We start from the raw sequence: 25,591 nt of genomic DNA on the forward strand, positions 1-25,591 counted from the left end.
AAGTGCCAAATAAGTAGCAAGTGAGGACACTTTATAAATGTTGACGTATTTGCGCCGACTTCTGCTGACCACCGCGACCCTCGTCGTCGTGAGCAGCCCAGCTTTCGCCGCCGGCAAACCATCGCCGGTTCTCTTCACCAGCCTCGCCCACGCCGCGCCGGAACTCAATCCCCAAGCGCTGAAAGGTGCCTTGAGCGCCATGCAATGCGCAGTGAACAATGGCGCGAGACCCTCACGCCACCTGGCGATCATCGATTATTCGCAGCCCTCCACCGCCCGCCGGCTGTGGATCTTCGATCTGAACAGAAAGAAACTGGTGCTGCGCGATCTGGTCGCCCACGGTTCAAATTCCGGGGAAAATTTCGCTACCCAGTTCTCCAACCGCGAAGGCAGTTACCAATCCAGCCTCGGTCTGTTCCGCACCCAGGAAAGTTACGAGGGGACCCACGGTTATTCGCTGCGCATGGACGGTCTGGAACCGGGCTTCAATGACCTGGCCCGCGACCGGGCCATCGTGATCCACGCCGCCGACTACGTGAATCCGTTGTGGAGCAAGCGTCAGGGCCGTATCGGTCGCAGCCAGGGTTGCCCGGCGGTGCGCCCGCAAGTGGCGAAGCAGGTGATCGATAAACTCAAGGACGGCCAGTTCATGTTCTCCTGGTACCCGGACCAGCGCTGGCTGAAGTCCTCGCCGTACCTCAACTGCCAGCCGCAGCAAGTGGCGAGCATCTTGAGTACCCACGCCAGCTGACGATCAGGGCGACGACCATCAGCGCCGCCGCAACCCCGAACGTGCTGTGCAAGCCACTGCCGATGACCTCGGCCGGGGCTTGCGTCGGGTCACCCGTAGCGAAGGCAAACACCGCACCCATGACCGCCGCGCCGGTGATCAGTCCGAGATTGCGTGACAGCCCGAGCAGGGCCGACACCACACCGCGCTGAGCCTGACTGACCGTCGCCATCAACCCGGTATTGTTCGCCGCCTGGAACAACGCGTAACTGCTGGCAACCACAGCCATCGGCAGCAGATACGCCGGCAGACCGAGACTCATCGGCAACAACGCCAACAAACTGCAACCACCGGCCAACCCGAACAACGCCCCCGGCACCACCCGCCGCGCACCGAAGCGATCCACCAGACGCCCCGCCGGCACCCCGCCGCACGCCGCCAGCAGCGGCCCGACCGACAATGCCAGGCCGACCACGCTGCTGCCCAATCCCAGGCCCCGACTCAGGTAAAACGGCCCGACCACCAGCGTGGTCATCATCACCGTCGTCACCAGCAACGTCAGCGCCAGGCTGCTGCTCAGACGCGCGTCGGCAAACAATGACAGGCGAATCAGTGGCGCCGTGGCTTTCATCTCGACCGCGACAAACACCCCTGCCCCGCACAGGCTGACCAGCAGCAACATCAGCGTGTAACCATCGAGCGTCATCGCCAGCGCATAAGCGGCCAGCGTCAACACCAGCACCACGGTGCCGAGGTAATCAAACGCGACTGCCGATTTCGCCGGGCGATCGGTCGGCAGATAACGATAAACCAGCCACGCATTGAGCAGGCCCAACGGCACGTTGAGGACAAAAATCGACGGCCAGCCGACATGCGCGATCAGCAGACCACCCAGCGATGGCCCGAGGCTGGTGCCGGTAGCCGACATCGTCGCCAGCAAGCCCATCGCGCTGCCCGCCCGCGCCTTGGGCACCGCATCCGCCACCAGCGCCACCGTCAAGGCGAACATGATCGCCGCGCCAAGGCCTTGCACTGCGCGTGCGCCGATCAACCAGCCCAACCCCGGAGCCAGCGCACAGCACGACGAAGCACTGGTGAAAATGCCGATGCCGATCAGCAGCAGGCGCCGCCGCCCGAACACATCGCCCAGACGCCCGACGCTGACAATCAACGTGGTGACCGCCAGCAGGTACGCCAGCACGATCCACTGCACCTGTTGAAACGTCGCATCGAACGCTGCAGCCAAGGTCGGTAATCCGGCATTGGCGATGCTGGTGTCCAGCGACGGCATCAACATCGACAGCGCCAGACTGGTCAGCGCCCAGCGGGCTTGAGGGGGCAAGGGGGATCCGGGCATCGGGCGCTCCTGGTGCAAAGGTCAGACGGCATAGCCTGCGTCTCGACAAGGCAAGGCGCAAGACGCATGCTTTGCACTTGATACCTGCATGGAACGCCATGTCATGAGCACACCGGATCTGAACCTGCTGATAACCCTCGACGTGTTGTTGCGCGAAGGCAGCGTCGCCCGCGCCGCACAAATTCTGCGCCTGAGCCCGTCGGCCATGAGCCGTGCCCTGGCGCGTCTGCGCGAAACCACCGGCGATCCGTTGCTGGTGCGCGCCGGGCGTGGCCTGGTGCCGACCCCGCGTGCGCTGGAGTTGCGCGAGCGGGTCAGTGGTCTGGTGCAGGCAGCCGAAGCCGCCTTGCGTCCCGCCGAGATCCTCGACCCCGGTCAATTGCAGCGCACCTTCACCCTGCGCAACACCGACGGCTTTGTTGAAACCTTCGCCGCCGCACTGCTCGCGCGCATCGCAGAAGAAGCGCCCGGCGTGCGCCTGCGTTTTGTGCAGAAAGCCGACAAGGACAGCACGCCGTTGCGCGAAGGCCGGGTCGATCTGGAGACCGGCGTGGTCGACGACAGCACCGACCCGACGCTGCACAGCCGCATTCTGTTTGAGGATCACTGGATCGGCGTGGTGCGCGAAGGCCATCCGTTGAGCTCGGGCAAGATCAGCAGCAAACGCTTTGCCGGCGGCCAGCACATTCTGATCTCACGGCGCGGGCGCAGCAGCGGCCCGGTCGACGAAGCGTTGCTCGCCGCAGGTCTGACGCGGGATATCGTCACCTCGTTCGGCGGCTTTTCGGCGGCGCTGACGCTGGTCCGCGAATCGGACCTGATCGCCACGGTTCCGGAGCGTCACACCAGCAAGCTGCGCATGGGCCTGCACAGCTTCGCCCTGCCCTTCAGGATGCCGCCGATCAGCGTGTCGATGCTCTGGCACCCGCGTATGGACGCCGACCCGGCGCACCGCTGGCTGCGCAACTGTGTACGGGAAGTCTGCGTCTAACGCGCATCGCCGCCGGCCGGTTTATAGAACAGGAATTTGCCGACCGCGGCGGTCTTTTTGTACTCCTTGGCCCAGCTCGGATGCACCTGGCGATCATGGAAGTACAGTGCGCCATGGGTGCGATCCGGCAACTGGCGGTTGAGGGCCTTGCCGGCGATGTCCTTGGCCAGGGTGTATTCGGCGTCTTCCTTGACCTGATCGGCCTTGCCATCGCACCACCAGGAAAACTGGCAGCTCTTGGTTTCCGAACCTTGCTTGACGACTGCACACACGGTGTCAGGGAAGCCGTCATGGCCGAGGCGGTTCATCACCACGTTGGCCACCGCCTCCATTTCCAGCGTGTCGCGGCCCTTGGCTTCCCAGTAGATACTGCGCGCCAGGCAGGTGATCGGATCGTCCAGCGGCGCGGTGCCGGCGGGGTCAACCGCCTGCACTTCAGTGGGGGTGATCGCTTCGGATTTGGGTGCTGGCGCCGCGCTGACTTTGTCGGCGGCCTTCTCTTCCAGCACCTGGGCTTTCTCTTCGGCCTTGGCCTTGATCGGCGCCTGTTCAGTGGCGCTTACAACACCGACCATCAGGGTTAATGCGAAACAGCCAGCCAACCATTTCAATCCCATGTCGGTTCTTCCGGCAACGCCCGTTCCGGGCAAGGTGTTTCGTGGGGGAGACGCCCGGTTCCCGGGGCCTTCGGAGAGTGTAGACGGCAAATACCGACGTAACGTTCCGCAGAAAAAACCGCTCGATGAAGAAAAAGACATTGCACTGACCGGGGGCCTTTCGCGCATCATGAGCGCACTCAGCTCAAGGGAGATTTCCATGCGCTTCATGCCATCCGTCTTGCGTTTTGCCGCGCTGTCCGTGGGCCTGGCCGTGGCCGCCTCGGCCATGGCTGCCGACGAGTCGCAACTGATCGAGTCGATCAATGCCTACCGCAGCCAACCGCAGCGTTGCGGCAGCCAGGCGTCCAGTGAACTGCCACCGCTGTCGGCCGATCCACGGCTGAGACTGCCGGCCGCCGGTGCGGTCGATCTGCAACAGGCCATGGCCAGCGCCAGCTACCCGATGGTCAACGTGCAGGCGATCACCCTCAACGGCCCACGGGATGCGGCGTCGGCGATGAAGGCGATTCAGGAGAGCTTCTGTCAGGTGGTGCTGGATCCGCAGTTCGTCGATGTCGGTGTCAGCCGCGCCGATCGTGACTGGCGCATTGTGCTGGCGCGACCGTTGCTCTCGGCGAAACTCGGTGATGCGCAGAGCGAAGGCCAGAAGTTGCTCGAACAACTCAACGCTGCTCGCGCCCAACCGCGTCAATGCGGCGGCCAGGCCTTTGCCGCGGCCGGGCCACTGGCCTGGAACGCGAGCCTGGGCACGATCTCCCAGGATCACAGCCGCGACATGGCCAACAACAACTATTTCGACCACAAGGACCGCGACGGCCGCACACCCGGTGACCGCGCCGAACTGGCCGGCTACAGCGGGCAACTGGTGGGCGAAAACATCGCCGCCGGGCAAGACACCGTGCGCAAGGTCGTCGACGGCTGGCTCGCCAGCCCCGGCCACTGCGCCAACCTGATGAACCCGCAATACAAAGAACTCGGCGCCGCCTACGCGACCGACCCAAAGAGCAGCGCCGGGATTTACTGGACGGCGATGTTTGGTGCGCAGTAACAGCCCTTCAGAAAACACCGAAGATCCGATGTGGGGATTGGTGGTGGATGAAGAATTCAGGGCTGGCCGCTATCAAGGGTGGGAGTGGGCTTGCTCACGAAGGGGCCGGCACATTCAACATCGGTGTCGACTGACCTGCCGCCTTCGCGAGCAAGCCCGCTCCCACTGGGGATTGTCGCTGAATGAAGATTTCGGGGCTGGCGGCGATCGAGGGTGGGAGTGGGCTTGCTCACGAAGGGGCCGGCACATTCAACATCGGTGTCGATTGAGCGGACGCCTTCGCGAGCAAGCCCGCTCCCACTGGGGATCGTGCGTGGATGGAGGATTTGCGGCTGGCCGAAATCAAGGGTGGGAGTGGCTTGCTCACGAAGGGGCCGGCACATTCAGCATCGGTGTCGACTGAGCGGACGCCTTCGCGAGCAAGCCCGCTCCCACTGGGGATTGTCGCTGAATGAAGATTTCGGGGCTGGCCGAAATCAAGGGTGGGAGTGGGCTTGCTCACGAAGAGGCCGGCACATTCAGCATCGGTGTCGACTGAGCGGACGCCTTCGCGAGCAAGCCCGCTCCCACTGGGGATCGTGCGTGGATGGAGGATTTGCGGCTGGCCGCGATCAAGGGTGGGAGTGGGCTTGCTCACGAAGGGGCCGGCACATTCAGCATCGGTGGCGACTGACCTGACGCTTTCGCGAGCAAGCACGCTCCCACAGGAATCGCATTTATTCTGATGTGAGGCGGTGAATGCGCATCCTGAGTTCAAACCCAGATCGCGTCCCATAGCGGGTAGTCACCGAGTTTTTCCACCAGTCCGGCCCGCAGTGGATTAGCCACTACATAGCGGGCCAGTTTCACCAGATCCTCCTCTCGACGTAACGCATGATCATGAAAACCTTGCTGCCAAAGGCCTCCGGATCTACCGCTTGCCGTGTTGACTGAACGAGTACTCAGGGATTTGACCTGGCACATCAATTGGCCAAGTGTTCCTTTTTGCAATTGGATCAGCCAATGAAAATGATCGGGCATAACCACCCATGCCAATGTGTCGGCAAATCCCTCTTCCTGCGCCTGCCTGAACTGATGCACAACCAACCGGCCGAGCCTGTAATCCGTGAACACCGGCTCACGCCCCAAGGTATTGGCGGTTAGTAGGTAGATCTGATTTTCTTCGCAATGACGGCCGGTTCGCAGGCGATGTGATGAATAACGTTTGGGCATTCCTTTGCCTTGTTCATGGTTGAATTCATAAAAAGGCTAGATCAGCCATCACAGTGCGCCGAACATGTTTGTTGGCAGGATGTGTCTGTGCACTAGAAAAAGGGTGGGAGTGGGCTTGCTCACGAAGAGGCCAGTACATTCAGCATCAGTGTCAGCTGACCTGACGCTTTCGCGAGCAAGCCCGCTCCCACAGGGGATTGCTGCTGGATGAAGAATTTGCGGCTGGCCGAAATCCAAGGTGGGATTGGTGGTGGATGAGGGATTGTGGGTTAGCCGAAATCCAAGGTGGGAGTGGGCTTGCTCACGAAGAGGCCGGCACATTCAGCATCGATGTCGACTGAGCGGACGCCTTCGCGAGCGAGCCCGCTCCCACAGGGGATTGCTGCTGGATGAAGAATTTGCGGCTAGCCGAAATCCAGGGTGGGATTGGTGGTGGATGAAGGATTGGGGGCTGGCCGCAATCCAGGGTGGGAGTGGGCTTGCTCACGAAGAGGCCGGCACATTCAGCATCGATGTCGACTGAGCGGACGCCTTCGCGAGCGAGCCCGCTCCCACAGGGGACATCAGTGATGTTCAGAATTGCGGGCACAAAAAAACCGGAGTCATGGCTCCGGTTTTTTTATTGTCAGTGGGTCCTCATCCCCGCTGCATACATCGCCAGTTTCAGCACACTCGCCACCACGGCGAGTGACACGATGCTGCCGAACCAGATCAGCAACAACCAGCCCAGACGCTGGTACCAGCGGCTGGTTTTGACCTCACGCGAATCAATGGTAGCCATCGCCAATCCTCACTTTGCCGCGGAATACGTAGTAGCTCCAGAAGGTGTACATCAGGATCACCGGCAGGATGAACAGTGCGCCGATCAAGGCGAACAACTGGCTCGAAGGCGGAGACGCCGCCGCCCACAGGCTCACCGATGGCGGGATGATGTTTGGCCAGATGCTCAACGCCAGGCCGATGTAACCGAGCAGCATCAACACCAGAGTGAACACGAACGGCCAGTGGGTGTGACGCTGACGCAAGGTGCGCAGCAGCCCGAACAACGCCAGCAGCGCCAGCACCACCAACCCGGCGAACACCATCAGGTGTCCGCTGGTCGACCAGCGAGTGGCCAGCTCCGGGTGCAACTTCAGTGTCCACGCACCAATCACCACCACCATCGCCGTCAGCAACCACGCCAGCGGCCGAGTGAACAGACGCATCCGCGACTCGAGCATGCCTTCGGTCTTGACCAGCAACCAGGTGCTGCCCAGCAGCGCATAAGCCACCACCAGACCGATGCCGCACACCAGCGGGAACGGCGCCAGCCAATCCAGGCCGCCACCGGCAAACTGCCGATTCACCACGGGAATGCCCGACACGTAGGCGCCGATCGCCACACCCTGGGAGAACGTCGCCAGCAGCGAACCGCCGATGAACGCCTTGTCCCACCAGTGACGCTTTTGCGCTGACGACTTGAAGCGAAACTCGAACGCCACGCCACGGAAAATCAGCCCGCAGAGCATCAGGATCAGCGGCAGGTACAGCGCCTCCAGAATCACCCCGTAGGCCAGCGGAAACGCTCCATACAACGCCGCACCACCGAGCACCAGCCAGGTTTCGTTGCCGTCCCACACCGGGGCGACGGTGTTCATCATCACGTCGCGCTCCTGCTCATCCGGGATCAGCGGAAACAGGATCCCCAGGCCCAGATCGAAGCCGTCCATGATCACGTACATCATCACCCCGAAGGCAATGATCACACCCCAGATCAACGAGAGATCGATACCTTGAATACCCATGACTCAGTGCTCCTTCATCGGGGCGGTAGCCGCCGAAATAGGCCGGCGCGGGGTTTGCAACTGATCGCCCTCCGGCGGATGTTCGTGATGGGGCTGCGGGCCCTTGCGCACCAGTTTCATCATGTAGCCGATGCCCACGGTGAACACCGAGCAGTAGATCACCACGAACAGCAACAGCGAAGTGCTCATCTGCGCCACCGAGTGGTGCGACGCGGCGTCATGGGTGCGCATCAAACCGTAAACCACCCACGGCTGACGCCCGACTTCGGTGGTGATCCAGCCGGCCAGCAACGCGATCAACCCGCTCGGCCCCATCAGCAACACCAGACGCTGGAAGCCGCGATGCTGATAGAGCTTGCCGCCACGACGCAGCGCCAGACCGAGCACACCGACGAGGATCATCAACATGCCCAGCCCGGCCATGACGCGGAAGCTCCAGAAGATGATGGTCGAGTTCGGCCGATCCTCTTTCGGGAAGCTCTTGAGCGCCGGGATCTGCTTGTCGAGGCTGTGAGTCAGGATCAGGCTGCCGAGGTACGGAATTTCCAGCGCATATTTGGTCTTCTCCGCCTGCATGTCGGGGATGCCGAACAGCACCAGCGGCGTCGGGCCATTGTCAGCGTTTTCCCAGTGGCCCTCGATGGCGGCGATTTTTGCCGGTTGATGCTCCAGGGTGTTCAAGCCATGGGCGTCACCGACCACCGCCTGAATCGGTGCCACGATCAGCGCCATCCACAACGCCATGGAAAACATCCTGCGCACCGGCGCGGTATTGTTGCCGCGCAGCAAATGCCAGGCCGCCGACGAGCCAACGAAGAAGGCCGTGGCGACGAACGCGGCGATCGCCATGTGCGCCAGACGGAACGGAAACGACGGGTTGAACACAATCGCCAGCCAGTCCAGCGGCATCACCCGCCCGTCGACGATTTCGAAGCCCTGCGGCGTCTGCATCCAGCTGTTGGAGGCGAGAATCCAGAAGGTTGAAATCAGCGTGCCGATAGCGACCATCACCGTGGCAAAGAAGTGCAAGCCACGGCCGACGCGGTTCCAGCCGAACAGCATGACCCCGAGGAAACCGGCCTCAAGGAAGAACGCCGTCAGCACCTCATAGGTCAGCAACGGCCCGGTGATGCTCCCGGCGAAGTCGGAAAAGCCGCTCCAGTTGGTGCCGAACTGGTACGCCATGACCAGCCCCGAGACCACGCCCATGCCGAAGTTGACGGCAAAGATCTTCGACCAGAAGTGGTAGAGATCGCGGTAGGTGTCGTCACGGGTTTTCAGCCACAGGCCTTCGAGTACCGCGAGGAAACTCGCCAGGCCGATGGTGATCGCCGGGAAGATAATGTGGAACGAAACCGTGAACGCGAATTGAATTCGCGCCAGGTCCAGTGCCTCCATGTTGAGCATGATGATGTCCTCATCCAGGCTGAAAAGCGGCAGCACGTCGCCGGGCCACCGCCAGACGCGAACGCCTGCAGCCAGTCAAATTGCTATGATTTTTTATAAGTAGCGGGTCAGGCCACCGAAGACGGGATCAGGTTGCTGACCTTGGCCGCTTCGAGGCGAATCGCGACGAATTTCGAGGTCGGCGTGTAGGTCCGGTCGCCGTAGCTTTCCAGCGGCACCAGCGGGTTGGTTTCCGGGTAGTACGCCGCGGCCTGACCGGGCGGAATGTCGTAGGCGATCAGGGTGAAACCGCTGACCCGACGCTCGCGCTCGTCATCCCACAGCGCCACCAGATCGACCTTCTGCCCCGGTTCGAAACCGAGACGCTGGATGTCCTGCTCGTTGGCGAAGATCACGTCGCGCATGCCGTAGACCCCGCGATAACGGTCGTCGAGGCCGTACAGCGTGGTGTTGTACTGATCGTGGGAGCGCATGGTCTGCAGGATCAGATCCGGCTTGACCGGCAGGTTGCGCACGCCTTCGCTGATCAGGTGTTCCGGCAGCACGCACGGGGTGAACTGGGCTTTGCCCGACTCAGTGTTCCAGACCCGGTCCGAGGCGTCGTTGCCGAGGTGGAAGCCGCCCGGGGTCAGCAGTTTTTCGTTGAAGTTCTCGAAGCCCGGAATCACGTCGCCGATCAGGTTGCGGATGCGTCCGTAATCGCCCACCGCCCACTCCCAGTCGATTGGATGCTTGCCCAAGGTCGCGGCGGCAATCCCGGCAATGATCGCCGGCTCGGACTTCAAGTGCGCCGACTTCGGTTTCAACTGACCGAACGACAAGTGCACCATGCTGAAGGTGTCTTCCACGGTCACGCCTTGCGGGCCTTCGGCCTGGATGTCGATGTCGGTGCGACCGAGGCACGGCAGGATCAACGCGTCGCGTCCGGTGACCAGATGGCTGCGGTTGAGCTTGGTCGAGATGTGCACGGTCAGGTCGAGTTTGCGCATCGCCTCGTGAGTGCGCGGGGTGTCCGGCGTGGCTTGGGCGAAGTTGCCGCCCAGGCCGATAAACACCTTGGCCTCGCCCCGCTCCATCGCACCGATCGCCATCACCGTGTTGTGGCCGTGCATGCGTGGCACTTTGAAATTGAAGCGTTTTTCCAGGGCGTCCATCAGCTCCTTCGGCGCCAGTTCATTGATGCCCATGGTGCGGTCGCCCTGCACGTTGCTGTGACCGCGCACCGGCGACAGGCCGGCGCCCGGACGGCCGACGTTGCCGCGCAACAGTTGCAGATTGATGACTTCCTGCAGGGTCGGCACCGAGTGCACTTGTTGGGTCAGGCCCATGGCCCAGCACATGATCACGCTCTTGGCGCGGCCATACATGCGCGCGGCCAGTTCGATGTCGTGCAACGGCACGCCGGACTGCTCGAGGATGTGCTCCCAAGTCGTGGCGTCGACTTCTGCCAGGTAGCTGTCCAGACCCGAGGTGTGCTCGGCGATAAACGCATGGTCGAACACCGGTTCGCCACCGCTGGCCTGGGCTTCACGCTCCCACTGCAGAAGGAATTTGACCATGCCGCGAATCATCGCCATGTCGCCACCCAGCGCCGGGCGGAAGTACGCGGTGTTGGTCGCTTCCCAACCGTTGCTGAGCATCTCGAGCGGGTTCTGCGGGTTCTGGAAACGTTCCAGGCCACGTTCTTTCAGCGGGTTGATGCACACCACCTGCGCGCCGCGTTTCACCGCTTCACGCAGCGGTTCGAGCATGCGTGGGTGGTTGGTGCCGGGGTTCTGGCCGATGACGAAAATCGCGTCGGCATGATGCAGATCCTCGTAGACCACGGTGCCCTTGCCCACGCCCAGCGTCTCGCCCATGCTCACCGCACTGGCTTCGTGGCACATGTTCGAGCAGTCGGGGAAATTGTTGGTGCCGAAGGCGCGGACGAACAACTGATAGAGAAACGCCGCTTCGTTGCTGGCCCGGCCCGAGGTGTAGAACTCGGCCTCGTGCGGCGATTTCAAGCCCTTGAGGTGTTCGGCGATCAGCGCGAACGCGTCTTCCCAGGTGGTTTCCACATAGCGGTCGACCCGCGCGTCGTAACGCATCGGGTGGGTCAGACGGCCCTGATATTCCAGCCAGTAGTCGCTCTGCTCGGCCAGGCTCGATACCGTGTACTTGTTGAAGAACGCCGGGTCGACCAAACGCCCGGTGGCCTCCCAGTTCACCGCTTTGGCGCCGTTCTCGCAGAACTTGAGCATGCTCGCACCGGGCGCTTCACCCCAGGCACAGCCCGGGCAGTCGAAGCCGCCGTTCTGATTGGTCTTGAGCATGGCGCGGATGTTTTTCAGGGCGTTTTCACTGCCCAGCCAGCTTTTGGTCAGGCTGATCACAGCCCCCCAACCGGCAGCGGCACCCTTGTAAGGTTTGTAACGGTCGACTTGTGACATGGGACATCTCCATGACGATGCACACAGGCATGAACCTGATCTTGGTTAAACAGCGACGGCCGACTTTGCGCAGCAATAAAGTGGTCGTTTCAGTTGCCGGAGCAAGGATATGAACCGTTACAAAACATTGTCTAATCGCTATTTATTACCACATTATCGAAACCCTCTATCACGGCGAAAAACCCTTTATTTACAGGGTTTTGCGAAACTAAAGCGGTAACTTTCCAGAGAAAATAATTGATCATCGACGCGCTCAATCAAGCAGTCATAAACAGTGATTGGACGAGATCTGAAGTTGCCCATAATCTGCGCTAACCGGTTCCGTCCATGCGGACTTCCCACTTCTGCGAGGCTGTCATGTCAGAGCGTGTCTTGATCGATGGTTACAACCGCCGCGTCGACTATCTGCGCATGTCGGTCACCGACCGCTGCGACTTCCGCTGCGTGTATTGCATGGCCGAGGACATGCAGTTTCTGCCGCGCCAGCAAGTGCTGACGCTGGAGGAGATCTATCAACTGGCGCAGAGCTTCGTGGCGCTGGGCACGCGCAAGATTCGCCTGACCGGCGGCGAGCCGCTGATTCGTCCGGGCGTGGTCAAGCTGTGCGAGCAGATCGCCGCCCTGCCCGGCCTGCGTGAACTGTGCATGACCACCAATGGCTCGCAACTGGGCAAACTCGCCGCGCCGTTGTTCGACGCCGGGGTCAAGCGACTGAACATCAGCCTCGACAGCCTCGACCCGGATCGTTTCAAGCAAATGACCCGCACCGGTGATCTGGCGCAGGTGATCAGCGGCATCGATGCGGCGCGCAAGGCCGGTTTCACCCGAACCAAACTCAACGTGGTGGTGATGCAGGGGCGCAACGATCAGGAGATCAACGATCTGGTGAGCTTTGCCATCGACCGCCAGCTCGACGTCTCCTTCATCGAGGAAATGCCGCTGGGGATCATCAGCGAACACAGCCGCGCCGAGTCGTTTTTCTCCAGCGCCCAGGTGCGCGAGAAGATCGCCGAGCGCTACACCCTGATCGATTCCGCCGAGTCGACCCAGGGCCCGTCGCGTTACTGGCGGCTGGCCGAGGCGCCGGATATTCGTCTCGGCTTTATCTCGCCGCACAGCCACAATTTCTGCGGTACTTGCAACCGGGTGCGGCTGACTGTCGAGGGGCGCCTGCTACTGTGTCTGGGTAACGAGCATTCGGTGGATCTCAAAGCCGTGCTGCGCGCTCATCCGGGGCAACCAGAGCGGCTGGAGAAGGCCATCATCGAAGCGATGAAACTCAAGCCGTATCGGCACAATTTCGAAGTGAACGACGACGTTCAGGTCGTGCGCTTCATGAACATGACCGGCGGTTGAGCCGCCCTCACCCTGCGTAACCGGGATCGCCCAGCATGATCATCAGACCCAAGGTCAACCAATTCGCCATCCTCTTCACCCTCAAGGGTTCGATCGCCAAACGTATCGCCCTGCGCACCTTGATGGTCACCCTGCTGGCTTCTGCCATCGTGCTGATTGAAATGCTCCATCCGAGCAACTTCACCAAGGTCAACGCCACGCCGTTCACCCTGCTCGGGCTGTCGCTGTCGATCTTCATGAATTTTCGCAACAACGCCTGCTACGACCGCTGGTATGAAGCGCGCAAGGCTTGGGGGGATGTGCTGGTGCACATTCGTTCAGTAATTCGCGAAACCCATGTCATCCGCGAATCGGCGCAGCGCAAGCCGTTGCTGCTCAACCTCTGCGGGTTTGCTCATGCGCTGAACGCGCGGTTGCGCCGGGAAAGCGAAGCGGCGGCCAGCAGCAAGTGGATCACCCCGCAACACGATGCGCAGGTGCCGGACTACAGTGGACGGATTCTGCAGCAGGTCGGCCAGCAGTGCTCCGACCTGCATCAAAGCGGTGAACTGAGCGAGTGGCGCTACATGCTGCTGGCGAATCATCTGACCAGCCTGACCCAGGCGCAAGCGGTGTGCGAGCGGATCAAGAACACCCCGCTGCCCTTCCCCTACACCTTGCTGCTGCACCGCACGATTTACCTGTTCTGCATCCTGCTGCCGTTCGCCATGGCCGAACCGCTGGGCTGGCTGACCCCGCTGTTCACGGCGATTGTCAGCTACACGTTCTTTGGTCTGGATGCGATTGCCGATGAACTGGAAGACCCGTTCGGCCGCGACGAAAACGATTTGGCGACTGACTCGCTGGTGCGCACCATCGAGCGTGACATTCTCAGCGAACTGGGCGAAACCGACCTGCCGCCGATGTTGCTGCCGGTGGACTATGTGCTGAGCTGAGCTCGCTCCCTCTGTAGGAGTGAGCCTGCTCGCGATAGCGGTCGCCCAGTCAGTAAAGATGTTGACTGTGCCGCCGTCATCGCGAGCAGGCTCACTCCTACAGGTTCCAGGTACACCCCGCAGAATGGCTGATCATCACACATTCAAATGTGGGAGCGAGCCTGCTCGCGAAGAGTGCCTGTCAGTCAACATTGATGTTGTATGACACGCCGCCTTCGCGAGCAGGCTCGCTCCCACAGTTTTGATTCGTGTTGGGGTCAGAACAGTTCACTGAAGGGAATGAAGCGCAGCTCATCCCCGATGTTGTGAGTACTGTTTTCCGACACCTCCACCAGCCCATCGGCCCAGGTCGCTCCGAGCAAAACGCCGGAACTCTGGTTCGGATACAACACCGCGCGCCCCGCCTCCAGCCGCACCCGCAAGTACTCTCGACGACTGCCAGCCTTGTTCCAGGCGAACCCGGCATTCACCGTGAAGCTCAACGGCATGACCTCTTCCACGCCCTGAATGCGCAGCAGATACGGTCGCGCCAGCAGGCCGAAGGTCACCAGCGCCGAGGTCGGATTGCCCGGCAGGCCAATCACCGGCACCATGCCGAAATGGCCCACGGTCAGCGGTTTGCCAGGCTTGATCGCCAACTTCCACAGCAGCGGTTTGCCGTCCTCGCGCAGCACCTGCCCAAGGCAATCGGCATCGCCGGCAGACACCCCGCCGGTGGTCAGGATCAGGTCAGCCGCCACTTGCAGTTGCTCAAGTTTGAGCCGCGTCTGCGCCGGACGATCCGGCAGGATCCCGGCGTCGATCACCTCGCAGCCCAGTTCCCTCAGCCAGTGGCCGAGCAACACGCGGTTGCTGTTGTAGATGCTGCCGGGACGCAGCGGCAGGCCCGGCTCGACCAGTTCGTCACCGGTGGACAGCAGCGCCACGCGCGGGCGACGCACCACGTGCACCTGTGCCAGCCCCTGCCCGGCGGCGACCGCCAGTTCGAACGGCCCGAGGCGTTTGCCGGCGCGCAGCAGGATGTCGCCGACGCGGTTTTCCTGACCCTGCGCGCGAATGTTCTGCCCCGCTTTCAGCGGCTGCAAAAAGCGTACGCGGCCGTCCTCCAGCACTTCGACGTTCTCCTGCATCTCGACGCAGGTAGCGCCAGGTGGCAACGGTGCGCCGGTAAAGATCCGCGCGCAGGTGCCGGGCAATAGCGCGTCGGGTGCCAGACCGGCGTAGACCTTCTGCGACACCTTCAGCGGCTGACGATGCAGATCGGCCAGGTTCAACGCATATCCGTCCATGGCACTGTTCGGCCATGGCGGCAGGTCGAGTGTCGCCACCAGATCACTGGCCAACACCCGCCCGCGCGCCTCGTCGAGCGGCAACAGTTCGCTATCGGCCAGGCGTTGCTCATTGGCCATGCCGAGCAACTGATCGAGGGCGTCCTCGACCGGCATCAACCCTGCCTTGCTCATCCGCGCGGCCCACAGGCGGCGACTGATTTGAGGTGCGGCACAAAGTTGCACGGGCGATGGCGGTTATCCAGTTGCTCGGCAAGGATGCCTTCCCACGCGGTGCGGCAGGCACCGGTCGAACCCGGCAGGCAGCACACCAGCGTGCCGTTGGACAGCCCGGCCAGCGCGCGGCTTTGCACGGTCGAGGTGCCGATGTCGAGAATCGAAATGGCGCGGAACAACTCGCCAAACCCGTCGATCTGCTTGTCGAGCAGACAGGCCACTGCTTCCGGCGTGCTGTCGCGCCCGGTGAAACCAGTGCCGCCGGTGATCAGCACCACCTGAATGCTGTCGTCGGCAATCCAGTGCGCGACCTGAGCGCGGATCTTGTACAGGTCATCCTTGAGCAGATTGCGCTCGCTCAGGGTATGACCGGCCTCCAGCAAGCGGCTGACCAGCAATTGGCCGGACGTGTCGCTCGCATAATCGCGAGTATCGCTGACGGTCAGTACGGCTATGTTCAGGGGGACAAACAGGGCATCCGCTTTCGCACTCATGGGAATCTCCGGCAGTAATCAATCAGATTGCCAAGCAGCCTAAGTGCCACTTATGAGTACTGTCTAATCACTCTGGCCAACCACATTATCGAGCTGCTCTATCGGCGCCGTTGACCTCGGCCAACGCCTTTGAAACCATGGGCGATAGAGCTGATCGATAGGCTTTTCAATTCTTCCGATTGGACGCAGATACAGGCAGGTGAGATCGTCACACCTCGCGTTTTTCGTGCGCTGCGCGCATCTGCGTCAATACTCAATCCAATTTCTCAACGAGCAGGTGCCTGCGTGGACATCAAACAACTCAAGTTCCTGATCGCACTGGACGAAACCCGACACTTCGGCCAGGCCGCCGCCCGCTGCCACATCACCCAGCCGACCCTGTCGATGCGTCTGCGCAATCTGGAAGATGAGCTGGATCTGGTGCTGGTCAATCGCGGTCAGCGCTTCGAGGGTTTCACCCAGGCCGGCGAACGGGTGCTGGCTTGGGCGCGCACGCTGCTGGCCGCGCATGACGGCCTGTTCGCCGAAGCGGCGGCGTGCCGCGGGCAACTGGTCGGTAGCTTGCGCCTGGGTCTGGTGCCGCTGAGCAATTTCAACCCGGTCAATTACATTCAGAGTTTGTCCGGGACCTATCCGGAGCTGAAATTCAGCCTGTCGTCGGGGAGTTCCGACGAGATCATCGCCGGTTTGGGCAACAACCAATTGGATCTGGGCGTGTGTTATCTGGACCACGTCAACCCGAACTACTTCGATTTTTTCGAGATCGGCGAAACCCGCGTCGGTCTGCTTTACGACAACCGTCACTACCATTTCGAAGGCTCGGAAATGAGCTGGGAAGACGCCGCCGAACTGCCGCTGGGGATGATCACCACCGGCATGCATTACCGCAAATCCATCGACCTGAGCTTCCGCAGTCGCGGGCTGAATCCGCAGCCGATCATGGAAAGTGATTCGACCTATCAGCTGCTACAGGCGATTCACCAGGGCTTCTGCTGCTCGATCATGCCGCTGGACAGCGGGCTGGAAGAGCCGATCGAACACCTGTCGTTCATGCAACTGCCGGATGCCAGCGTGCTGGCGCCACTGGGGCTGGTAATGCGCAAGACCGAGCCGCGTTCGGCGATTGCCGAGAAGTGTTTTGCCGAGGCGCGCAAGTTGTTCGGGGTTGAGGTGCCGGAGGTTTGAGTGACATCTCCAGACATTGATGCTGGCTGTCAGACCGCCTTCGCGAGCAAGCCCGCTCCCACAGGTTGAATGCATTTCAATTGTGGGAGCGGGCTTGCCCGCGAAGAGGCCCGGACAGCCACACACATTTCGGATATGACAGCGGTGATCGACCCACCCAATCACCAGATCAGAACAAGCGATTGGACGCACTTTTGACTCCCCCGTAGCCTGAACTCACTTCAGCGCTTCGGGACTTTTCAAGATGCTCTGCCACGTCGAATCCAACACCGAACCCAACGCCCCCGCCCCGCAACCGTCACAGGTGGCGTTTCGCGAATACCTGCCGCACGCCCCGACTTCGCACGTCGCCCTGGCCGCGGAGATCGCCCTGGCGATCACCTTCAACGGCCTGAGCCAGGCGGTGATGATGGTCTCGCCCGGCAACCTTGAAGATTTCATCCGGGGCTTCAGCCTGAGCAACGCGATCATCGACAGCGTTGACGAGATCTACGACATCCGCCTGAGCCATTTCGATCAGGCCTGTCAGGCCGAGGTGCAGATATCCAGTCGCGCGTTCTGGGCGCTGAAAGATCATCGTCGGCAGATGGCCGGCACCAGTGGCTGCGGCATCTGTGGCGTCGAGGCGCTGGAGCAGGCGTTGCCGCAACTGCAGATTCTGCAACCCTGCGCCCTGCCGCCGGCCGCGCATTTTGACGGTATCCGCCAACGCATCGAACAGGCTCAGCAACTGGCCCGCAGCAGCGGCGCCCTGCACGCGGCGCTGTACTTCGATGCCAGCGGTGAGGCGCTGTTGTGCCGCGAAGACATTGGCCGGCACAACGCCCTCGACAAGCTGATCGGCGCGATGCAAATCGCTGACGTCGATGCGCGCCAGGGCTTCGTGGTGGTCACCAGCCGTTGCAGCCTGGAGCTGATCCACAAAGCCGTGCGCGCCCGACTTGGCACCCTTGTCAGCCTGTCCGCCCCCACCGCGTTGACCGTGCGTTGGGCGCTCAAGCATCGGCTCAATCTGATCCACGTGCCGCACCGCAACGCCCCCCGAATCTACAGCCCGATCCAGGAGCTTTTGCCATGAGCAACACCCTCACCCACCTTGATGATCAGGGCCGCGCCAACATGGTCGACGTCAGCGACAAAGCCGCGACTCGCCGCGAAGCCACGGCGCAGGCCTGGGTGCAGATGCAACCGCAAACGCTGCAGATGATCCAGGCCAACGGTCACCCCAAGGGCGACGTTTTCGCCGTGGCGCGCATCGCCGGAATCCAGGCGGCCAAACGCACCCACGAACTGATCCCGCTGTGTCACGCGCTGCTGCTCAGCTCGATTCACGTTGAACTCAAAGCCTGCGAACCGGACCGCGTGCAGATCACCAGCACCTGCCGCCTGACCGGCCAGACCGGCGTTGAACTCGAGGCCCTGACCGCCGCCAGTGTCGCGGCGCTGACCATCTACGACATGTGCAAAGCGGTGGACCGGGCCATGGTCATCGGCGACATCCGCCTGCTCAGCAAACAGGGCGGCCGCTCCGGACACTTTCAATGGGAGGACGCGCAATGATCCTGATCAACTACTTCGCCAGCTACCGTGATCGCCTCAATCTGGGCGGGGAAAAAATCCCCCTGAGCGACGACCTGACCTGCATCGAGGACGTACGGCAGATGCTCATGGCCCGCGGTGAGGAATGGCGCGAAGTGCTTGGCGCCGGCAACCTGATGTGTGCGTTGAACCAAGAGCTGTGCCAACCGAGCGCGGCGATCGAAGACTTCGACGAGATCGCGTTTTTCCCACCGGTCACCGGGGGCTGAGCATGACGGTTCGAGTTCAGTACAAAAGCTTCGACGTCGGCCAGTTGACCGCTGACCTGCATGCGCGCAATCCACGGGTCGGCGCGGTGGTGAATTTCATTGGCTATGTGCGTGATCTGAACATCGGGCAGAGCGTGAACGAGCTGTTTCTCGAGCACTATCCGGGCATGACCGAAAAAGCCCTCGAACAGATCGCCGACGAAGCGCGCCAGCGCTGGCCGCTGCTGGGGGTTGAGATTGTGCATCGGGTCGGCGCGCTGGCGGTCAGCGAGCCGATCGTGTTTGTTGGCGTCAGCAGCAAGCACCGGCACATGGCGTTCGAAGCCTGCGCGTTCATCATGGACGTGCTCAAGACCCGCGCGCCGTTCTGGAAGCGTGAGAGCACAGCGCAGGGTTCGCATTGGGTCGAGGCGCGGGAGAGTGACCAGAATGCGGCGCTGCGCTGGAGTCTGGCGCATGCCTGATCCTGCGAGGGAGCCTGGCGAATCATCGCACCGTCCCGCTGGGGCGCTAAGCGGCCTCAAAAAAGCGGGACTGCTTCGCAGCCCGGCGGGAGCAAGCTCCCTCGCCACAGGTTCAGCTTACCGATAGCACTTTTTCATAAAAGCCTGATTAGATAGCGGCTCCGACAGCATCTACCGCAGGAGCCGCGTTTGAACCCCTCATCTGAAGACCTGCCCAAACCCGCTCCCGTCACCCTGCGCCAGGCCTGGCGCTTCTGGCTCAAGCTCGGCTGCATCGGTTTCGGTGGCCCGGCCGGACAGATCGCGATCATGCATCAGGAACTGGTCGAGCGCCGGCGCTGGATCTCCGAGCGGCGCTTTCTGCACGCGCTCAACTACTGCATGTTGCTGCCCGGCCCCGAGGCCCAGCAACTGGCGACCTATATTGGCTGGCTGTTGCATCGCACTTGGGGCGGGGTGATCGCCGGGGCGCTGTTCGTGCTGCCGTCGCTGTTCATCCTGATTGCGCTGTCGTGGCTGTACATCGCGTTCGGTGACGTGCCGGTGGTGGCCGGAATTTTCTACGGAATCAAACCGGCGGTGACCGCGATCGTCTTGCACGCGGCGCATCGCATCGGCTCGCGGGCGCTGAAAAACAGTTGGCTGTGGGCGATCGCCGGAGCGTCATTCGTGGCGATCTTTGCCTTCAATCTGCCGTTCCCGCTGATCGTCCTCGGTGCAGCGTTGCTCGGCTATTTTGGCGGACGCCTGGCGCCACAGCGCTTCAACAATGGCGGGCAGCGCAGCAGTGCCGAATCCTTCGGCCCGGCGCTGATCGATGACGACACACCGACACCTGAGCATGCGCGATTCAGCCTGCCGAAACTGTGGCGTCTGCTGCTGGTTGGCGCAGCGCTTTGGTGTTTACCGATGGGCCTGCTGACCGCGCTGTTCGGCTGGGACGGCACGTTCACGCAAATGGGCTGGTTCTTCACCAAAGCCGCATTGCTGACCTTCGGCGGCGCTTACGCGGTGTTGCCCTACGTCTATCAGGGCGCGGTCGGGCACTACGGCTGGCTGACGCCGACGCAGATGATCGACGGCCTCGCCCTCGGCGAAACCACGCCCGGGCCGCTGATCATGGTGGTAGCGTTTGTCGGTTTCATCGGCGGTTATGTGCAACCGACGTTCGGTGCGGAATATGCATTCGCCGCTGGCGCACTGGCGGCGACGCTGGTGACCTGGTTCACCTTCCTGCCCTCGTTCCTGTTCATCCTCGCTGGCGGGCCGTTGGTGGAATCAACGCACAACGAACTGAAGTTCACCGCACCGCTGACCGCCATCACTGCGGCAGTGGTCGGGGTGATTCTGAACCTGGCGTGTTTCTTCGCTTATCACGTGTTCTGGCCCAACGGATTTGCCGGGCACGCGGATCTGTTTTCGATCGGGCTGGCGCTGCTGGCCGCGTTGGCGCTGTTCATTTTCAAACGCGGGGTGATCGAAGTGTTGATCGTTTGCGCCCTTGCCGGGCTGGGCTTTCACCTGCTGCGCTGAGCGGCGGCCAAAGAAGCAGGGGCACAATCAGCGGTTTACACGCCCGCAGATTGCCCCTTACTATCCGGGCACACCGGTCGGCGGGCCTGCCCCGCCACCGACGTTTTCCGCCAACGGAAACACGCGTTATGAGCACGTCACCACAACAACCAGAAAGGTTGAACGTCTCCGCTGTGTGCACCCTCTGTCACAGGGGCCGCGCATGAATCGCATCGTCAATCTCCCCATGGCCCTGCGCCGTTCCAAGCTGCGTCACTCCGCACGCCCGCCGGATATCGCCTGCTGATTTCTGTCAGTCAGTAAAGATCCATTGTGGTGAGGGAGCTTGCTCCCGCTGGACTGCGTAGCAGTCCCCTGCCTTTGAATCAAAAAGCGAGAGCCGCTTCGCGCCTCAGCGGGAGCAAGCTCCCTCGCCACAGGTTCTGTGTCACGTCTGACTGATCTCCATTTGATATCCCTGCCGGGACGCCTTCAATGCGCCCGGCCCGATCCTGCGCGCCCATGCGGCGCCATCGTGAGTGATTGACCATGAAATTCGCAGCCATCGAAGACGCACGCCTGTTCCTTGAACAGAACCCCGATATCGACATGATCGAGCTGTTCATCCTCGACGCCAATGGCGTGCCGCGCGGCAAGCTGTTGCACCGCGAGGAACTGCTCGCCGTATACGAAAGCGGACGCCCGCTGCCCAGCACCATCCTTGGCCTGACCGTGCAGGGCGAAGACGTGGAAAACTCCGGGCTGGTGTGGGACGTCGGCGACATCGACTGCCGCGCCTACCCGCTCGAAGGCAGTCTGGTGCGCCTGCCGTGGCGGCAGATTCCGACCGCAGCGGTGCAGGTCAGCATGCACCCGAGCGAGGGAATGCCGGCGAGCATCGCCGACCCGCGTCATCTACTGATCAAGGTGATCGACGGCCTCAAGGCCGAGGGTTTTCACCCGGTGATGGCGTGCGAGCTGGAGTTCTATCTGCTCGACGCCAAACGCGATCACAACGGCCGTCCGCAACCGGCGCTGGACGCCGACGGTGGCCGACCGCGACACACCCAGGTCTACGGTTTGCGTGAACTGGAGCAGATCGAACCGTTCCTCGCCGACCTCTACGGCGCCTGCAAACTGCACGGCATTCCGGCGCGCACGGCGATCTCGGAATACGCCCCGGGACAGGTGGAAATCACCCTCGAACACGGCGACGCGTTGCTCGCAATGGATCAGGCGGTGCGCTACAAACGCCTGGTCAAAGCGGTGGCGCACAAGCACGGCATGCAGGCGACGTTCATGGCCAAGCCGTTCGATGATCTGGCCGGTACCGGCATGCACATGCACGTCAGCCTCGCCGATGCCGAAGGGCGCAATCTGTTTGCCGCCGAGGACCCGGCGGGCACCCCGCTGCTGCGTACGGCGATTGGCGGCATGCTCGCCTCGCTGCTCGATTCGCTGCTGCTGTTCTGCCCCAACGCCAACTCCTACCGCCGCTTTCAGGCCAACAGCTACGCGCCATTGGCGCCGACCTGGGGCGTCGACAACCGCACCGTCAGCCTGCGCGTACCGGGCGGCCCGGCCAATACCCGACACATCGAACACCGCATCTGCGGCGCCGACGCCAACCCGTATCTGGCGGCGGCAGCGATCCTCGCCGGGATCCATCGCGGAATTCGTGAAAATCTTGATCCGGGCGCGCCGGTCGAGGGCAACGGCTATGCGCAGGCCAAGGAATTGCTGCCGACCGACTGGCTGACATCGCTGCAGGCGCTGGAGAATTCGGTGTGGGCACGGGATGCCCTGGGCCAGGAATTTCTCGGGGTGTACCTGGCGGTGAAGCGTGCCGAGTACCGGCAGTTCATGGCCGAGGTGGGTGAGCAGGATTGGCGTTGGTATCTGACCGAAGCCTGAAGCCTCACCACTAACCCCTGTAGGAGTGAGCCTGCTCGCGATAGCGGTGTGTCATTCAGCAATAAGGTGTCTGACATGGCCTCATCGCGAGCAGGCTCACTCCTACAGGGGACCGCGTACAACCGAAGAATTTGTGTGGACACAGACATGACCCAACGCTGCAATTCCTACTACACCGCCACCCTCAACCAGGACACCGACTACCCGACCCTGCAGGGCCGGCACCAGGTCGATGTGGTGATCATCGGCGGCGGTTTCACTGGCGTCGCCACCGCTGTCGAACTCGCCGAAAAAGGCCTGAAAGTCGCCATCGTCGAAAGCCACAAGATCGGCTGGGGCGCCACGGGACGCAATGGCGGACAAGTCACCAGCAGCCTCTCCGGTGACGGCGCGATGCGCAAACAGATGCGCCCGAAGCTCGGCGATGAAGTCGACGATTTCATCTGGCACCTGCGCTGGCGCGGGCATGAAATCATCCGGCAGCGTGTGGCGAAATACGGCATCCAGTGCGACCTCAAGCACGGTCATCTGCACGCCGCCTACAAGCCGAGCCACATGGACGGTTTGCGTAACGATTACGAAGAAGCCGTGCGTCGCGGCCTGGGCGATGAAGTCAGTCTGCTCGACCGCAGCCAGGTGCGCGACCTGCTGCAAAGCGACCTCTACCACGGCGCAATCAAGAACACCCGCAACATGCACTTGCACCCGCTCAACCTGTGCATCGGCGAAGCGCGGGCGGCGGAAAGTCTAGGTGCCTTGATCTTCGAGAACAGTGAGGTGCTGGAGATCATTCACGGCAAAACCCCAGGGGTGCGCACCGCCCACGGCCAGATCGACGCCAATCAGGTGATGCTCGCCGGCGACGTTTATCACAAGCTCGAACCGGGCCAGCTAAAGGGCAAGATTTTCCCGGCCATGGGTGGCATCGTCACCACCGCGCCGCTGGGTGATCTGGCGCGGCAGATCAACCCCGAAGACCTCGCGGTGTACGACTGCCGTTTCGTCCTCGACTACTACCGCCTCACGGCCGACGGGCGCCTGCTGTTCGGCGGCGGCGCCAACTACAGCGGCAAGGATTCACGGGACATCGCCGCCGAACTGCGCCCGTGCATCGAGCAGACCTTCCCGGCGCTCAAAGGGGTGCAGATCGACTACCAGTGGAGCTGCGCGATGGGCATCGTGATCAACCGCATCCCGCAACTGGGCAAGCTCTCGGACAACGTCTGGTATTGCCAGGGCTACTCGGGACACGGCATCGCGACGACGCACATCATGGGCGAAATCATGAGCCGCGCGATCACCGGGCAGATGGAGCAGTTCGAGACCTTTGCGCAGTGCCAACACATCCGGGTACCGATGGGGGATTTGCTGGGCAATCCATTGTTGGCGGCGGGGATGTGGTATTACCAGATGCTTGAAAAGTTACGTTGATCGCACTGGCCCCTTCGCGAGCAAGCCCGCTCCCACAGGTTGATTGCATTCCAAATGTGGGAGCGAGGCTGCTCGCGAAGAGGCCAGCAGCCTCACTACAAATCTCAGTCCGGCAACTGCTCCCACATTGAAATGCATTCCAAATGTGGGAGCGGGCTTGTTCGCGAAGAGGCCAGCAGCCTCACTACAAATCTCAGTCCGGCAACTGCTCCCACATTGAAATGCATTCCAAATGTGGGAGCGGGCTTGCTCGCGAAGAGGCCAGCAGTCTCACTACAAATCTCACTCCGGCAACTGCCCCCCCATTGAAATGCATTCCAAATGTGGGAGCGGGCTTGCTCGCGAAGGCGCCAGCAGCCTCACTACAAATCTCAATCAGGTAACTGCTCCACCACAATCCCCAATCGCCGATAATCCTCGACACTCCCCGACGCCACATGCCGCTCGGTTATCAGCGTATGCAGGCGCGTGCACGACGCCACCACAAACGGCTCCACCGCGCCGAGCTTGTCCGCCGTGGTCACCGCAATCACCCGCGCCGCGCTGTCGAGCAGCGCCTGTTTCACCGGTACTTCATCGAAGTGCAGCGAGGTGATGCCCACCTCCGGGTGAATCGCACAGACGCCGGTAAACGCCAGATCCGCCTTGATCCCGGCCAGCATGCGCACCGCCTCGTGCCCGCTGGCCGACATCGTGCGCGGGTTCAGTTGCCCTCCGGCCAGAATCACCTTCACGCCCTTGTATTCGGACAAGGCAATCGCTGTCATCGGCGCGGCGGTCACCGCAGTGATCTGGATATCCGCGCGCAACGAGCGCGCCACCTGCAACGCGGTCGAACCGGAATCGAACAGCACAATCTGCCCGTCCTCGACCTTTTGCGCCGCCAACTGCGCCAGCCGCACTTTTACCTCATCGGTCTCTTCCAGCCGGGTGAAGTAATCCTTGCCGCTGTCCTTGGGCCTTGGCAGCGCCCCGCCATGCACGCGCTGCACCAGCCCGGCGTTGTCCAGTTCGGCGAGGTCGCGGCGGATAGTGTCTTCGGACACAGCGAAGTGCTGGCTCAACTCGGAGGCCATGACCTTGCCGTCGCGTTCGAGGATCAGGAGGATTTTCTGCCGGCGCAGGGATGGCAGTTCGGTGACCGAATGATCGTGCATGGTTTTGCCTGTTTATGCTTGTAGTTGCAGGTTTTGCCGAGACTAGCGAAAGCTTTGGGCAAACACAAACCGGCCGGTATCAATTGTTTCGATCATTGGAATCAACATGCCGAATTTTTTCTTTGCATTCAGTCTGTTCAGAATGGCCTCACTTTAAAAAGGCTCAGGATGAACAGCTGATGAATCTCAATTTTGCGTTTGCGTGCATGATCGTGGTGTCTTTTGCGATTGCGTTGGGCCACGCCTGAT

At 61.8% G+C, this 25,591-nt stretch carries 23 protein-coding genes; 13 read left to right on the plus strand and 10 right to left on the minus strand.

Annotated elements, in window-relative coordinates; all coding sequences use genetic code 11:
• Nucleotides 1-37 precede the first annotated feature (37 nt).
• A complete protein-coding gene (locus tag V3W27_RS06510) occupies nt 38-751 on the plus strand; it encodes a murein L,D-transpeptidase catalytic domain family protein (protein WP_027611721.1) in 714 nt (237 codons plus the stop codon).
• On the opposite strand, the gene V3W27_RS06515 is transcribed toward V3W27_RS06510, so the two are convergent.
• Nucleotides 699-2,087 carry an MFS transporter gene (locus tag V3W27_RS06515; RefSeq protein ID WP_330206224.1) on the minus strand — a complete coding sequence of 463 codons (1,389 nt, stop codon included), beginning with the start codon at nt 2,085-2,087 and terminating at the stop codon, nt 699-701. The genes V3W27_RS06510 and V3W27_RS06515 overlap by 53 nt on opposite strands.
• Nucleotides 2,088-2,190: 103 nt before the next feature.
• On the opposite strand from V3W27_RS06515, the gene V3W27_RS06520 reads away from it, so the two are divergent.
• Entirely contained in the window at nt 2,191-3,078 is an 888-nt protein-coding gene (locus V3W27_RS06520) for a LysR family transcriptional regulator (RefSeq protein WP_330206225.1), read from the plus strand.
• Here V3W27_RS06520 and V3W27_RS06525 read toward each other — a convergent pair.
• The gene (locus V3W27_RS06525; RefSeq protein WP_115989479.1) at nt 3,075-3,695 is read right to left on the minus strand and encodes a cell wall hydrolase; all 621 of its coding nucleotides are present in this window, start codon (nt 3,693-3,695) and stop codon (nt 3,075-3,077) included. The two genes, V3W27_RS06520 and V3W27_RS06525, sit on opposite strands and share 4 nt — an antisense overlap.
• Before the next feature lie 199 nt (nt 3,696-3,894).
• Between V3W27_RS06525 and V3W27_RS06530 the strand changes: the two genes are divergently transcribed.
• Nucleotides 3,895-4,746, plus strand: coding sequence for a CAP domain-containing protein (locus V3W27_RS06530; protein ID WP_027611717.1), 852 nt, complete (start codon nt 3,895-3,897; stop codon nt 4,744-4,746).
• A gap of 753 nt (nt 4,747-5,499) precedes the next feature.
• Here V3W27_RS06530 and V3W27_RS06535 read toward each other — a convergent pair.
• From V3W27_RS06535 to V3W27_RS06555, 5 genes are all read right to left on the minus strand, one after another.
• Nucleotides 5,500-5,958 carry an REP-associated tyrosine transposase gene (locus V3W27_RS06535; protein WP_330206226.1) on the minus strand — a complete coding sequence of 153 codons (459 nt, stop codon included), beginning with the start codon at nt 5,956-5,958 and terminating at the stop codon, nt 5,500-5,502.
• 625 nt (nt 5,959-6,583) lie between these two features.
• Nucleotides 6,584-6,739, minus strand: coding sequence for a DUF2474 domain-containing protein (locus V3W27_RS06540; RefSeq protein ID WP_330206227.1), 156 nt, complete (start codon nt 6,737-6,739; stop codon nt 6,584-6,586).
• Nucleotides 6,726-7,742, minus strand: a complete 1,017-nt coding sequence (cydB, locus tag V3W27_RS06545; RefSeq protein WP_330206228.1) for a cytochrome d ubiquinol oxidase subunit II — start codon at nt 7,740-7,742, stop codon at nt 6,726-6,728. The genes V3W27_RS06540 and cydB overlap by 14 nt, the downstream gene beginning before the upstream one ends.
• Before the next feature lie 3 nt (nt 7,743-7,745).
• Nucleotides 7,746-9,149 (minus strand): cytochrome ubiquinol oxidase subunit I, encoded by a 1,404-nt coding sequence (locus V3W27_RS06550; RefSeq protein ID WP_095136770.1) that lies wholly within the window; start codon nt 9,147-9,149, stop codon nt 7,746-7,748.
• A 107-nt stretch (nt 9,150-9,256) separates the two neighbouring features.
• Nucleotides 9,257-11,581, minus strand: coding sequence for an FdhF/YdeP family oxidoreductase (locus V3W27_RS06555; RefSeq protein WP_330206229.1), 2,325 nt, complete (start codon nt 11,579-11,581; stop codon nt 9,257-9,259).
• Between the two features lie 357 nt (nt 11,582-11,938).
• Between V3W27_RS06555 and moaA the strand changes: the two genes are divergently transcribed.
• Nucleotides 11,939-12,937: a GTP 3',8-cyclase MoaA gene (gene moaA, locus V3W27_RS06560; protein ID WP_096796449.1), complete on the plus strand. Its 999-nt coding sequence runs from the start codon at nt 11,939-11,941 to the stop codon at nt 12,935-12,937.
• Nucleotides 12,938-12,972: 35 nt separating this feature from the next.
• Nucleotides 12,973-13,872 carry a bestrophin family protein gene (locus V3W27_RS06565; protein ID WP_103368906.1) on the plus strand — a complete coding sequence of 300 codons (900 nt, stop codon included), beginning with the start codon at nt 12,973-12,975 and terminating at the stop codon, nt 13,870-13,872.
• Nucleotides 13,873-14,129: 257 nt separating this feature from the next.
• Here V3W27_RS06565 and V3W27_RS06570 read toward each other — a convergent pair whose 3' ends face one another.
• Nucleotides 14,130-15,335 (minus strand): molybdopterin molybdotransferase MoeA, encoded by a 1,206-nt coding sequence (locus tag V3W27_RS06570; RefSeq protein ID WP_330206230.1) that lies wholly within the window; start codon nt 15,333-15,335, stop codon nt 14,130-14,132.
• Nucleotides 15,332-15,871: a molybdenum cofactor biosynthesis protein B gene (moaB, locus tag V3W27_RS06575; RefSeq protein WP_027611709.1), complete on the minus strand. Its 540-nt coding sequence runs from the start codon at nt 15,869-15,871 to the stop codon at nt 15,332-15,334. Before moaB ends, V3W27_RS06570 begins: the two co-directional genes overlap by 4 nt.
• A gap of 285 nt (nt 15,872-16,156) precedes the next feature.
• Between moaB and V3W27_RS06580 the strand changes: the two genes are divergently transcribed.
• The 8 genes from V3W27_RS06580 (at nt 16,157) to V3W27_RS06615 (ending at nt 24,185) form a co-directional block, all read left to right on the plus strand.
• Entirely contained in the window at nt 16,157-17,056 is a 900-nt protein-coding gene (locus V3W27_RS06580; protein ID WP_096796451.1) for a LysR family transcriptional regulator, read from the plus strand.
• A 244-nt stretch (nt 17,057-17,300) separates the two neighbouring features.
• Nucleotides 17,301-18,134 (plus strand): formate dehydrogenase accessory sulfurtransferase FdhD, encoded by an 834-nt coding sequence (gene fdhD / locus V3W27_RS06585; protein WP_330206231.1) that lies wholly within the window; start codon nt 17,301-17,303, stop codon nt 18,132-18,134.
• Nucleotides 18,131-18,616, plus strand: coding sequence for a cyclic pyranopterin monophosphate synthase MoaC (moaC, locus tag V3W27_RS06590; RefSeq protein WP_330206232.1), 486 nt, complete (start codon nt 18,131-18,133; stop codon nt 18,614-18,616). Before fdhD ends, moaC begins: the two co-directional genes overlap by 4 nt.
• Complete coding sequence (locus V3W27_RS06595; protein ID WP_095136553.1) at nt 18,613-18,864, plus strand: MoaD/ThiS family protein; 252 nt, start codon at nt 18,613-18,615, stop codon at nt 18,862-18,864. Before moaC ends, V3W27_RS06595 begins: the two co-directional genes overlap by 4 nt.
• A gap of 2 nt (nt 18,865-18,866) precedes the next feature.
• Nucleotides 18,867-19,328 (plus strand): molybdopterin synthase catalytic subunit MoaE, encoded by a 462-nt coding sequence (gene moaE / locus V3W27_RS06600; RefSeq protein ID WP_115989473.1) that lies wholly within the window; start codon nt 18,867-18,869, stop codon nt 19,326-19,328.
• Nucleotides 19,329-19,517: 189 nt separating this feature from the next.
• Nucleotides 19,518-20,861, plus strand: coding sequence for a chromate efflux transporter (gene chrA, locus V3W27_RS06605; protein WP_330206233.1), 1,344 nt, complete (start codon nt 19,518-19,520; stop codon nt 20,859-20,861).
• Nucleotides 20,862-21,389: 528 nt separating this feature from the next.
• Entirely contained in the window at nt 21,390-22,754 is a 1,365-nt protein-coding gene (locus tag V3W27_RS06610; RefSeq protein WP_330206234.1) for a glutamine synthetase family protein, read from the plus strand.
• A gap of 147 nt (nt 22,755-22,901) precedes the next feature.
• Nucleotides 22,902-24,185 carry an NAD(P)/FAD-dependent oxidoreductase gene (locus tag V3W27_RS06615; protein ID WP_330206235.1) on the plus strand — a complete coding sequence of 428 codons (1,284 nt, stop codon included), beginning with the start codon at nt 22,902-22,904 and terminating at the stop codon, nt 24,183-24,185.
• 371 nt (nt 24,186-24,556) lie between these two features.
• On the opposite strand, the gene V3W27_RS06620 is transcribed toward V3W27_RS06615, so the two are convergent.
• Nucleotides 24,557-25,342: a DeoR/GlpR family DNA-binding transcription regulator gene (locus V3W27_RS06620; protein ID WP_330206236.1), complete on the minus strand. Its 786-nt coding sequence runs from the start codon at nt 25,340-25,342 to the stop codon at nt 24,557-24,559.
• Between the last annotated feature and the right edge of the window lie 249 nt (nt 25,343-25,591).

The organism is Pseudomonas sp. AM14(2022), from assembly GCF_036346455.1.
Classification (GTDB): domain Bacteria; phylum Pseudomonadota; class Gammaproteobacteria; order Pseudomonadales; family Pseudomonadaceae; genus Aquipseudomonas; species Aquipseudomonas putida_A.